Origin of the sequence: Algoriphagus sp. A40 (assembly GCF_002002735.1) — a bacterium.
In the GTDB taxonomy this organism is placed as follows: domain Bacteria; phylum Bacteroidota; class Bacteroidia; order Cytophagales; family Cyclobacteriaceae; genus Algoriphagus.
Window position 1 is genome coordinate 1 of the sequence record NZ_MUNY01000037.1, and the last position, 12,320, is coordinate 12,320.

The window sequence follows — 12,320 nt, forward strand, 5'->3', positions numbered from 1 at the left end:
CAATTTAGGTTTAACACTTCATGAATCGAAGTATTAGTTTAAATTATTTTTGGTGACTTAACCTTGAAAAATTAATACAACTATCTATGATATTTTCATGTAGTTATTTTTACTAAAAATTAGTAAAAATAACTACATAACAAGCTCTTGTTTACTACACTAATTCCTACTTAAACAACTTCTCCAAAATCTTGTAGGTAATCAAATAGGTTGGCCTCACTCCTTCCATTCCCAGCGCCCCTGAAGCCAAGGTACTGCCAGTTTCAAGAGGATTATCAGAGGCATAATAGGCATAAAGCACTTTGACGTTGGATTTGATACTACCCCGGATTTTGGAGGCAGACTGGATGGCTTTTTGGTAATGGGCACCTTCCATTTCCAGTCCGACGGTTTTCCAGGAGGATTGCATGAAATAGGTCAGAATATCCCGGTTTTGAAGGGAAGTACCCAGCACAGTGATCATCGATCCTTCGTAGACACCGAGTCCATATCCTTCAAAATCGGACTTTTTCAATTCATTTCGGAAAGGGTAATTGTCTGCCGTCCCCTCGAATACGTGGGAATTTGGCACCATCAAGTCCCCTTTTCCTCCATGCAAAATCCCTGCCTTGCCCATAATGGAAGTGGAGATTACATTGAGGGGATACTTCTTTCCATCCTTGGAATAGGCCTTTAGCAGCTCATCAAAACATTCATAGGCCTGCTCACCAAATGCATAATCCATCACCACAAAGACCGGTCTCTTTTCCTTATCCTCTGGAAGTGCGATCCCGGGAATCAGGGTCGGTTTTTCGAGCCAGGCCGTATCGATGATCTGGGCTCCTATATTGGTTCCGGATTCATCGGGAAGGTCAATGAAGCCGTGCTTTTCGGCATATTCCCGGATGACCTTGCCTTGGTTGTTTTTTCCTTTTACAGAAATATCCATCACGATCTTTTCGATCTCTTCATAAGATTTCAGATCAAAAGTCTGATGCCCATAAATCGTGTTGAGCACAGAATGCAGGTTGGCTGAGATGATATGAATCGGTCGTCTGAGCAGATCCAAATTCATAAGCGTCTCCTTGATCCGATCAGCCCAAAGTTCTCCGTAAACATGGTGTCCAACTCTTTCGCGTAAGGTGGCAGAAAAGCTGATTTCCCGGTCTAAGCCCTTTGTGGATTCATCCATTGCAAGTTTCCCTAAATGATAAACAATGGAAAAAAGGCTGTTGGAATTGGAGCTACGGGAAAATTTATCCACTGCCCGCATCGTCTCTTCAAAAGTCCGCCCGATTATATGGCTGAGGTATGCACTGGCTGTTTCCCTGTCAAACTCTTCCCCGGACAGCTCCTTTTTCACAAATTCTTCCAGCATGATCCAGTTGGAAGAAATCCTTCCCTTTGGGTCAGTGCTGTTTCGAAGGATTTTGCGGGATTCGATGTAGAGAAAGGTCAGGTGAGTCAGAATATCATAAATATCTGAGCGCCCACGGGTCATCTCCACATACATGATCTGCTCATCAAGTCGGTAGCAATTCCGCTTTCTTCTAGGAGGAATCAGCGGAGTCAAATGTGAGGTTTCATACCCCTCTCTGCTGACCAGTCTCACATAGCGGCACTCTTCGATTCCTTTTGGCAGACGCTCCATCACGTAGAGCAGTCCGTCCAATTCCAACTTTTCAGGATCAGTCACCGAACCGTAAATCTCCGGACTGAGGATCATAAGGGCATTGATCAGGCCTTCACCAGAAATCCCCATGGGCTTGTAGCTACCCCTGTTAAAAAGATGGCGCATCGTGATATAAAGCCGCTCAATAGCTCCTCTGGATTCCTGTGCTCGGGTTCGTTTCATGCTTTGCAAAAAAGGTTAAATTCAGTGAAATTAGGCATAAAACCTCATTTTCACTCTTTTGGTTTGTGAATATTCCTGTTGTCCTGCTTCTCCTGAAGCTGGACTATGCACGCCCTACGAAAGCTGTTTCTGGAGAAGCAGCATAATTTGATAAGCAGCATATCGGGAGATTATACCCATAGCTTATTTCTGCTGCAACAACCCCTGTTTCAACTGAACCCCGAAACCAAAATACGAAATCGCAGCTTTGGCCATTATCCCAAACCTGAATTCCGGCTCTGCTATCAGATTGTCTCCAAGGGTGAAGGTTTTGGAAACTTTCAGCAATGGTCCAAAATCAACAGAAGGATCGATCTCGTAACTGGTGACTTCTGAGTTGCCAGAGCTTATTTGATCCCATCCTACGAAAGCTTCGACAACTGGTCCTAGGGAAATTGTCACCGATTTGGTGTAAAACCGATAAAGTACAGGAAAATTGAGGTAGGATTCTCTGACCTTGATATACTCATAGTAGCCTCCTCCCTCTGGAATAGGAACGAAAGCATTGAAATCACTCCGGTAAGTTTTATAAAAAATCCCGGTTTCGATTCCGCTCCTTTTGGTAAGGCTTCGCTCAAAAACAAAACCGACGGAAGGTGAAAATCCCTTGATAAATTCATGTTCTGCCAAAACAGAAACCCCAATAGTGTTGGTTTTTGAATCTTGTGCTCCCGCCCAACCGACAGAAATGGCCATGAAAAAAATGGGTAATCCGAAAGTCTTGAAATAGGAAGTAAAATTCATAAGAACAAGTTTAAAAATAAAGTCTTTCGCCAAACTACTGAAAATTGGTAGGTAAAAAAAAATTTAAGACACTAAGTAATTTTCGAAGCAAATCTTGTTGTCCTACCTCTCCCGCGATGGCCTTCGAAGCTGGACTATTCCTTCGAATACTGCTTCTGGAGAAGCAGCATAGCGAGAAATAAACTCTCCTGTTGTCCTGCTTCTCCAGAAGCTGGACCATGCATTACATTCAAATGCTGTTTCTGGAGAAGCAGCATAGCGCTGACTACCCCTTCAATCTTTCCGCAAAATACTTCTTCAGCTTATCGACTTTTGGTTTCACCACAAACTGGCAATAAGGCTGCATCCCATTGAGATTGAAGTAATCCTGATGGTAGTTTTCGGCGGAATAGAAATTGGAAAATGCCGTGATTTCCGTAACAATAGGCTTCTCAAAAACTTGCTTGGCATTAAGTTCGGCTTTCAGATGGGAGGCAATTTCCTTTTGGGAATCAGAATGGCAAAAAACAGCCGATCGGTATTGAGGCCCGACATCTCCACCCTGACGATTGAGTGTGGTGGGATCATGAGTGGCCCAAAAGACCTCAAGCAAACTTTCCAGGCTGACTTTTTTCGGATCATAAAAAACCTGGATTACTTCTGCATGTCCTGTAGTTCCGGTACAAATCTGCCGGTAAGTAGGATTTTCAACCAAACCTCCAGCGTATCCTGAAACCACTTTTTCCACTCCTTCCAAACGTTGGAAAACCGCCTCGGTACACCAGAAGCAACCCGCACCCAAGGTAATGACTTCTTGTCCCGCAGGAATTTCAACAGTAGTTTTGGGTAGATTCAGTTCATTGCTCATCGTGCTGTTTTTAGGAGGTCAACAACCATAAATTCACTTTGGTTTAACTCGACCGACAATCTTATAGGAACCTTGGGTATTTTCATCAGGTTCAAGAGGTTTTCCGTTTTGGGTGACATGGATTTGGCCCTCTTTGTGCATCAGCAGCATTTCTGAATGGATTTCATCCAAGAAAAGGGCCCAATCCTCGGGAAACATCTGCTGGATCACTTCCGAAGGAGAAAACGACTTGCCTTTTTTCCTCCTGCAAAAATCCAAAATGGCCACGCGGAGTACTTCCATGGCTTGGGTTTAATGGCAGATCATCACAAAAGCCGGTGGCAGATTTCTAAAGGTAAACTTCACCTCCATATGGGAAAAGAAACGCTTAAACAGTTTTTTCAGATGATAAGAGTAGGTCATAATGACCATCTTTCCTTTGGGGGCAAGCGAATCCCTGCTATTTGACAAAATTGTGTCAGTCACATCCTTAGGCAAAATGATGAAAGGCAAAGAAGAAAGAATGTAGTCAGCTTTTCTCCCATGCAGATACTTGTCAATGTGCTCGGCAGAATCACAGATGATTTTGACGTTTGACTGAGGAAACTGCTTTTTCATCGAATCGCAAAATGACTTGTTGATTTCGAACACTAACAATTCACAATCCGGGGAAAGTCTGTCTATGATCCCTTGGGTAATACTACCGTCTCCACCACCCAATTCCACGACCAATTTGGCATGTTCGATATCGGTGAAGGACAGCATTTTATTGACTAAAGCTTTGGAACTAAAGGCTAGGGCTCCTGTGGTACTCAGATTGGAATAGAGTTCCAACAATAAATCCGATTTACTCATAAATTGAAAATGACCGTTGAAGATACCCGATTTTGACTTATATTTTCGACCTCACTCGAAAAACTTAACAGTACCCTATGGCCCAAAAGGCTGAAATTCGCTCCACTTTACCGCTTCGTTTACAGACAATTTTAAGGAATTTTTGGGGTATGGCCCTGATTTTTATCGGGTTGATGATCCTATTCCGAATTGTTGAGACTGTTTTGGTATTTCAATCCCACGTGCTGGATTTTTCAGCAAAAGATGTCATCCTTTTGGGGATTTTTCAGGATTTTGAATGGATTCTATATTTCCTGGGACTGGTGTTCATTATTCATGTTTTGTTTAGCCTGGTTTCTGCCAAGTTTGCGAGGTACTTACTTCAATCTATTTTTACTGTTTTTTTGATAGCCCACATGGCTCTGGTTTTTTATTTTATGAAAACACTTGTGCCTCTTGGCGAAGACCTTTTTGCTTACAATTATAATGATCTGGTTCTGACCATTTCGGCTTCCGGCCAATTGAATTCGCTCAATCTGATCGTAGGAGGGGTCTTTATCGTCTTAATTTTAGGCTTGCTGTACCTTGGCATTAGAATATTCCGCTTTGGGCTGAAGACTTATCTGATTTTATCCGGTTTGCACTTTGCAGCCTTGATGGCGGTCACTTTGACCCCACCGTCCAAGGGATTAGAAGCCAGTGAGACCAAACATAATATTCAACTCAACAAATCCCGATTTCTGACCGAGGCGGCATTTGACCAATGGATGTACGGCGGGGAATTCTACTTTGACTTTTACCTCCGCAGCACAAATGATGACCTGTTAGTAAAAAAGGAATTCACCAATGATGAGTATCCTTTTCTGCACAAAAATAACTATCCGGATGTCCTGAGTCCTTTTTTCGACAGTTTGACTCAAGCTCCTGACCTTGTGTTTATTTTTGTGGAAAGTTTGGGAAAGGCCTATTCAGGCAAAGACGCATATTTGGGAAGTTTTACCCCTTTTCTGGATTCTCTTGAGCAGCATAGCCTGGTTTGGACCAATGCCCTTTCTTCCACCGGCCGAACTTTTGGTCTTCTACCGGGAGTATTTGGGGGCCTGCCTTTTGGGGAAAAAGGATTCCTGGAACTTTATGAGGGATTTCCTTATCATAATTCGTTACTCAGCATTTTAAAGGAAAATGGCTATGAATCCAGGTTTTTTATTGGAACTGATGTCAATTTTGATCACGAATCTGATTTTTTGATCTATCAAGAGCCCGTTCAAATAGAGGATCAAAACAGCTTTCCTCCAGGACTTGAAAAAGCCCCTTCAAATAGCGGTTTTTCCTGGGGGTATACTGACAAAGATCTCTTTAGAATGGGGTTAGAAAAACTTCCAAAGGAGCGCAACGCCCCTCAATTAAGGATCTTTCAAACTCAGACTTCCCATGATCCTTATCTAGTCCCCGAGCGGGAATTTTATAAACAAAAGATCAGAGATCACCTGACCAATCACCTCAGTTTGGATCAGGAAAAAGTGGCTGAATACCTCGCCTATGAAGACATCTATATGACCATCCTGTATGCCGATGATGCAATCAGATTGTTCTTTGATGAGTACAAAAACCGACCGGAGTTCGCCAATACCATATTTGTGATCACCGGAGATCATCGGCTTCCGGAAATCCCCATGTCATCCAGACTGGATCGTTTTCATGTTCCTATGATGATCTATTCTCCTCTTTTGAAGCGAAGAGATTATTTTAAGGGAGTTTCCAGCCATTATGAAATCACTCCGTCACTTCTTGCTTTGCTTGAAAATCAAGATTTGATCGATCTTCCGGAAGAAGTCATCTGGCAGGGACAGGTTTTGGATACCGCCCGAAATTTCCAATCACTGGTAGCCATGCCTCTGATGAGAAACAAAAATCAATTGGTGGATTACATCCATGGGGAATTCTTCCTATCCGACGGGCAGGTATTCCTTGTATCAGACGGCTTGAATATCGATCCCATCGAAGACGGGAATGTTCTAAACCGGCTGACCGGAGAATTTGAGGATTTCAAAAACAAAAACACCTACATGGTCCAAACCCGAAAGCTGCTCCCTCCTCCTGATTCCAGGAAACCCTGATTAATTAGCCTTCTTTCGGGATTCTTGCAGTATTTGGGAGATTAAAGGAAAATAGTAATTCCAAAAAAAACTTTGTCTGTCAGGGTAATCTGAGGCTACATAAAATCCTCTCCAAAGCGTCGGCACCCCATAAAACCGGGAAGAACCCAAATCTCCGCGCAGATCGGAGAAATCCCCGGAAAAATAATACTGGCTTCCTTTTTCTAGGTGTCTGACCACAGCTGCTGGGAAAAACCGGGGCAATCCCATGTCTCTCAGCTTCTGCAGTCCTTCTGAAGTTGGATTAATGTCATAATAGGAGATCACCTGATAATCACGCTCGATCATCATCACATCAAACCAATCCGGATATGGTACCACTTCCGGGAGACTGAATCCGTGTTTGTTCACTTTTTGGGTTCTGATGAGGGGCACTTTGTTTTGATAGTCAGTCTGAAACAGAAAAGCCTCAATTTCTCCACTTTCCTTGATGAAAATAAGCCCCGGACCACTAAGACTCCATGCTTCGTGCTGAAGTTGATACTGTCGGATCATCCAATTGGGAATCTCCAAATTGACAGTGGTATCCAGTTCATCAAAGTATCGCCCGATCCATCCGGTCCATTTCAAACCCATCAGGTTTTCAAACTCAGTGCGGATCGGTTTGGGAGTGGGTGAGGCAATCGAATTAAACTCAGCCACCATTACTTTACCTTCTTCCTTGGCCATTCTGATCAACTGGATATCTGTGAATTCCAATCCTCCATACACCTTTTTACTTAAGCCCACTGGTTTGGCTTCATCGAAATCTCCTTCATATACACCATAGGAATCTGTCAGATAGATGAGGTCACTTTGAGTTGCCAATTCCCGGATTTGTTGTTCTGTTTTGCCGGTCAAGTCTTTGGAAGTTCCAAAATCTGGTTTTCCGTTTGGGAAAAAACCCAGATAATCCCGGTCCTTGGAATAAAACTCTCCTGAATTTTTTTTGTATTTGAGATGATCCAAAGCCCAAAAAAGTCCTGCATGCTCCTGGTAAGAATTATCCACTACTGTCTTATCCAAAATCAACACCTCAAGCTGCCTTTCCGGAAATATTAACCAGATGAAATAGCTCATCAAGGGCAATCCGAACAATAACAGGAATGCAGGCCAAAGCTTACGGGTAAAGAGTTTAAATTCTTCTTTCATGTTGGATCACCCTAGAAGCGATATTCAAATCCCAGGGAAAGGTTGAGGTTGTTTCTGTAATTGTCAGTGCTCAATTCATCCCGGCTATATCCGGTATATCCGAAAATCTGAAATCTGGGAAAGATTAGCTGCTGATATCCCAACCTGGCCCGGTAGGAATTGAGCAATTGGGACTGATCCCGGGTTTCCTCATCCGGCGAAACACCGGTGCCGAGCTGTAAGCTGAAGAAATCCTCGGCAGTTTTGAAGTAGTATCTGGCTGTAAACTGGCTGGAAGTACTGGTACCGGCATCGTCGGGTATTACATTTAATCGGACATTAAACCACCAGTTACCAAGGTATTTTCCCACAGAACCTGTAAAGATGTGTGTGACTTCAGAAAAACCGAGGTATCGGTATCCGCCTTCTACCTCCCAGGCTTTTTTCAGATTGTGAAAATAAGAAGCCCCAAATCGGAATTTTGGAAAAAAGGAAGCCCCAGAACCTCCGACATTCAGGTACGCATAGCCATTTTTCCCAATGGAAGGATAGGCATCCAACTCCACCAAAGTACCAAAATCATCAAACCGTGCAGACTGGGTAACCCGGGCGATTAGTGAACCAGTTAGCTTTGTCCTGGTCCGTCCATAAACCGACCAAGTATGCCAGGCGTCTATTTCATCCTGAAATGTGTCGTAATCATAGGTGGCCCCCACGGCATTGATGCTCTTCAGCCTTTCAAGATTCTTGAGGTAGCTGAGCATTTCTTCTTGATTAAATCCTTTGTCAAAAAGAGGCTCAACCAAATCATAGGCTGCATTGTAGTCTTCCCTATAATAAAGCAAGCGGGATTCCCGATAGGTGATTTCATCGGGCGTGGGAGTCCCAAGGTTGGATTTTGCGCGGTTGAGAATTTCTTCCGACTTGGAGAGATTGTCGGACCAAAACAGATTATCCAAATAGGCTACATATCCGTCGACATAATTCGGAGAGGCCACAATTGCCCGCTCCAAATAAATGGATGCTGAGTCATTTTTCCCTTCCCAGGCATAGCTCCTGCCCACGAGAATCAGGATATCAGCATAGTTTGGATACTTTTCCAAAGCACGGAATGCAATCTTCCGCCCTTCATAATATTTATCTTCAAAAATCAGATCTCTTGCCTGAACCAAAAGCTCATCCGGATCAAAAGAATCCTGGGCTTTTGCTGAAAAGATTGCCAAAAACAGAGCAATTCCAATTAATAAAACCTGTTTCATGACGAGGTAACTTGAGGGTTTAACTTTTTCTTTTCCTCTGCATTTTTAAATCCCGAACGGATCATTATGCCCCAACCGCCTTTTCCTTTGATAAAGTCAATATGGCCCATTACGCCCCAGAAGACAATTTTCGGATGAACTAGAATAGGTTCAGTAATGATCATCCAGATCAGCTTTTGGAGGTCTTTTTTGTCCTTGTAATGATTAAAGGCAATCTGCTCGTAAAGCACGCTAAAGGAGGAAACCAACAAGGAAAGCAGATACATCATCGCAAGTAATGCGATGAAATACACCGCGCTGAAGTCGCCGATTGCCAGCAAAATCAGGGTATAAATCACTCCTGAAGCTTCCAAAATCGGTGCGGATTTTTCGAATATAGACCAAAAGGGAAAAGAAATCATTCCCAAAATTCCGTATTTGGGATTGAGCTGCATGGCTTGGTGCAATTGTAGGGTTTCGATAGTTCCTCTCATCCACCGGTTGCGCTGTCTGGACAATATCTGCTCATCTTCAGGTACTTCTGTCCAACAAAGCGGGTCAGGGACAAATCCGACTTTGTGAGGGATTTTCTGCTCATCCATGTAGCGCCGCATCCTGACGATTAATTCCATATCTTCTCCTACCGTCTTTGGAAAATAGCCGCCAACGGCTCGCACCAAGTCTTTTCTGAAAAATCCGAAAGCTCCGGAAATCAGCATCAGTCCATTGATCCTAGACCAGGCCATCCTTCCCATGAGGAATGCGCGAAAATATTCAATGACCTGAAATTTGCCCAATTGCGTCTCTGGCACTCGGTAGGTCGTCACAGTGCCATTCACTACATCACAGTTGTTGGCAATGCCGATGACTCCCCCTACGGCTATTACTTTCTTGTTTGTTTCCTCCATAAATGGCCGGACCATTCTTGAAATAGATTCGCTGGAAAGGATACAATCCACATCGATGCAGGCCAAAATTTCCAGGTCGGCTATATTAATCCCGGCATTTAAGGCATCTGCTTTTCCCCCATTTTCCTTATCGATCACAGTAAGCCGTCGGTAAGACATATTTCTGGATCTGTAAATAGCTTTTATAGGCTTTGTTTCAATCTCTGCGTTGTAGGCGTAATTTGTCTTTTCCAGCTCAAAGGCCTGGATCAGTTTGTCAAGTGAATCATCCTTGGATCCGTCGTTAATGATGATTACTTCGAATTTTCCATAGTGAAGAGAAAGCAAACTCTGTGCATTCTGAACAATATTCTGACCTTCATTGAAGGCTGGAGCAAGAATGGACACTCCGGGAGCAATTGGAGAAGTGATGATGTCTCCATAATCGGCAAACCTGTTTTTCCGAATATAATCCCGCATTTCAAAAGCGCTGAGGATCATCAATATCAGATAGATCACAATCACCGAAAAGCTGAGGATCAAAAACATCAATCCCAAAAATTCAAGAATCAGGTAAAATAAAAAACTATACATTTTGCAACATGGGATCTAGAATGTGGTCCTTTATTTTGAGAATTTCATTACTGGAATTATCCAGAGTAGCCTGGTCAAATTTCTCCCTGTCCAATTCATATAGACTCTTCAGATAGTGTAGTTTATTACCGAAAGAGGTTTCACTTTTGATAAGCCCAAACAAAATTTCCGCAGATTCTGAATTTCCTAAGACGGAAGCAGCTTTGGCTGCGGCTAGATTAAGGTTTGGGTTCTGAGCGTGTAGACATTCATTGATAAAATCCACCTCCATATGGGCACCTAATGTGGAGTAAGTTTCCAGGATTTCAATCTTCTCTTCCTCTGCCACACCTCCTGCAATACTTGACAAAACTCCGATCAGGTCCATTCTTCCAAGCATTCTGACCAATTTGTATCCGAAAATCCTGATGGAAGAATTTTGGGAATCAAAAAGAACCTCCAGCTTAAGGTCCTTTTGAAGACTGGCAAACCTGATGATCCTCAGGTAGTTCATTTGCTGCCAAAGCGAAATCGGAAAGGTTTGGTCACGTAGAAATGTCAAATCCACCTGATCCGAAAGGTTTAACAAAATAGCCACTGCCTGTGAACGAATGTGGAAATTGGATGAGTTGGTGAACTTTTTCACTTCCGGAAGCGCTTCAACCAAATCCATTTCATTGATTTGGACCAAACCCATCGTCACTCTGTCCCACTTTTTGTTTCGAAGTAAATCCATCGAATTTTTATCCAACTCAAGTTTTTTATACAAGGATTTCAGTTTATCCTTGAATTCACCTTTCATCCTTTTGTTCAGACCAATAATTCGCTCCACCAAAACGTCTTTGTATAAGGATTTGGATAGCAGAGTTTGGGGAAAATAGAATTCAATTTCGTTTTGATCCATTTCTTGGATTTCCTTTAATTCCTTTTCAAAAAGTAGAGATGTCAAAGGATCAATAATAATCCGCTCGTATTCTTTGAGGAGGTTTTCTCTCTTATTTTTCCTCGCTTTCATGACGAGCATAAAAACAATCATACCTAAAGCCACCAAAAAGAAAAAGAATATTACCAATGTGACTCCAAAAAGCTGGTAATCTGAAAAAAACCTCAGTTTGAACTTTTGTAATGGAGAATAAGGAGCTTTGGAAGCCAGAGATACTAGATCTTCTTTGGGCCCATCTTCGTCAAATTTTACCTGATAATCTCCATTTCTAATCAGATTCGCCAGGTACTCATAGGTGCTTTCATGTGAAGAAAGATTTGAAAAAACAAAGTAGACGAGTTGATAGTCAAGACTGTCGGCTACCAGGCGGTTTTCCAACCTTTCAGCAAGGTCAAAATCAGATATCAATCGGGATACATAGCCAGTATCTGTTTTTGAAAACTGGTAAATTGAATCAGAAGCGAGTTCATCTGAAATACTCTTTTCACCTAGAACATATCGGTAACTCAGGCCAGGCACTTCTTTTTGCACAATCAAAAAGTCCCGAAAACCAATCGAATCTTCAGGAATTATCTGACTCTGTGCTTGAATCACTCCGGGCAAAAAGAACAATAGGAAAACTATAAACCAGGGTAAAATTTTCTTCATAGATTCCTACTTGAGTATCCGCTTGACCCGTATGGCCAGCTCATTGGGATTAAATGGCTTTGGTATAAAGTCTGCTACTCCCAGATTAAATGCTTCAAGTACCACTTGCTCCTCCTCACCCAAAGAACTCAGGACAATGATGGGAATATCTGGCTGGGATTGCCGGGCATGATGGATAATTTCTATCCCACTCCGAAACGGCATCATCACATCTGTGATGATCAAATCAGGAACAAGGGCATCAATTGCCTTGATCCCTTCATTGCCATCACTGACTAGGAAAGTTTCGTATCCGTCTTTTTTAAGCCTGAATTGTACTAGACTGGAAATCAACAAATCGTCCTCGATAATCAGGATTCTTTTCATAATTGGGGGTGATCCGAACCTAAATATAACATCAAAGAATAAAATCCAAGCTTCTATAACCGTTCAAATAAGGGCTTTCCCAACGGTTTGTAAATCAAATGCACTTTATCGCATTTTGATAC

11 protein-coding genes are annotated in these 12,320 nt (G+C 42.6%); 1 reads left to right on the forward strand and 10 read right to left on the reverse strand.

Annotated elements, in window-relative coordinates:
- Positions 1 to 166 precede the first annotated feature (166 nt).
- The 5 genes from B0E43_RS25560 to B0E43_RS25580 all read right to left on the reverse strand — a co-directional run bounded on the left by B0E43_RS25560 (position 167) and on the right by B0E43_RS25580 (position 4,298).
- Positions 167 to 1,834 (reverse strand): hypothetical protein, encoded by a 1,668-nt coding sequence (locus B0E43_RS25560; RefSeq protein WP_077346872.1) that lies wholly within the window; start codon positions 1,832 to 1,834, stop codon positions 167 to 169.
- Positions 1,835 to 2,017: 183 nt separating this feature from the next.
- Entirely contained in the window at positions 2,018 to 2,617 is a 600-nt protein-coding gene (locus B0E43_RS25565; protein ID WP_077346874.1) for an outer membrane beta-barrel protein, read from the reverse strand.
- Between the two features lie 265 nt (positions 2,618 to 2,882).
- A complete protein-coding gene (gene msrA, locus B0E43_RS25570) occupies positions 2,883 to 3,464 on the reverse strand; it encodes a peptide-methionine (S)-S-oxide reductase MsrA (RefSeq protein WP_077346876.1) in 582 nt (193 codons plus the stop codon).
- 33 nt (positions 3,465 to 3,497) lie between these two features.
- Positions 3,498 to 3,746 (reverse strand): DUF3253 domain-containing protein, encoded by a 249-nt coding sequence (locus tag B0E43_RS25575; RefSeq protein ID WP_077346878.1) that lies wholly within the window; start codon positions 3,744 to 3,746, stop codon positions 3,498 to 3,500.
- Between the two features lie 9 nt (positions 3,747 to 3,755).
- Positions 3,756 to 4,298: a class I SAM-dependent methyltransferase gene (locus B0E43_RS25580; protein ID WP_077346880.1), complete on the reverse strand. Its 543-nt coding sequence runs from the start codon at positions 4,296 to 4,298 to the stop codon at positions 3,756 to 3,758.
- Positions 4,299 to 4,447: 149 nt separating this feature from the next.
- On the opposite strand from B0E43_RS25580, the gene B0E43_RS25585 reads away from it, so the two are divergent.
- On the forward strand, positions 4,448 to 6,394 hold the full coding sequence (locus tag B0E43_RS25585; protein WP_168171888.1) for an LTA synthase family protein: 1,947 nt from the start codon (positions 4,448 to 4,450) through the stop codon (positions 6,392 to 6,394).
- Here the strand turns inward: B0E43_RS25585 and B0E43_RS25590 are convergent, their stop codons facing one another.
- The 5 genes from B0E43_RS25590 to B0E43_RS25610 are packed head-to-tail and all read right to left on the reverse strand — an operon-like array spanning position 6,395 to position 12,198.
- Positions 6,395 to 7,564: a hypothetical protein gene (locus B0E43_RS25590; RefSeq protein ID WP_077346884.1), complete on the reverse strand. Its 1,170-nt coding sequence runs from the start codon at positions 7,562 to 7,564 to the stop codon at positions 6,395 to 6,397. It abuts the gene before it with no gap.
- A gap of 11 nt (positions 7,565 to 7,575) precedes the next feature.
- Positions 7,576 to 8,802: a YaiO family outer membrane beta-barrel protein gene (locus tag B0E43_RS25595; protein WP_077346886.1), complete on the reverse strand. Its 1,227-nt coding sequence runs from the start codon at positions 8,800 to 8,802 to the stop codon at positions 7,576 to 7,578.
- A complete protein-coding gene (locus B0E43_RS25600; RefSeq protein ID WP_077346888.1) occupies positions 8,799 to 10,262 on the reverse strand; it encodes a glycosyltransferase in 1,464 nt (487 codons plus the stop codon). The genes B0E43_RS25595 and B0E43_RS25600 overlap by 4 nt, the downstream gene beginning before the upstream one ends.
- Positions 10,255 to 11,832 carry a hypothetical protein gene (locus B0E43_RS25605; protein WP_139352655.1) on the reverse strand — a complete coding sequence of 526 codons (1,578 nt, stop codon included), beginning with the start codon at positions 11,830 to 11,832 and terminating at the stop codon, positions 10,255 to 10,257. The genes B0E43_RS25600 and B0E43_RS25605 overlap by 8 nt, the downstream gene beginning before the upstream one ends.
- Before the next feature lie 6 nt (positions 11,833 to 11,838).
- A complete protein-coding gene (locus tag B0E43_RS25610) occupies positions 11,839 to 12,198 on the reverse strand; it encodes a response regulator transcription factor (protein WP_077346892.1) in 360 nt (119 codons plus the stop codon).
- Positions 12,199 to 12,320: the final 122 nt, after the last annotated feature.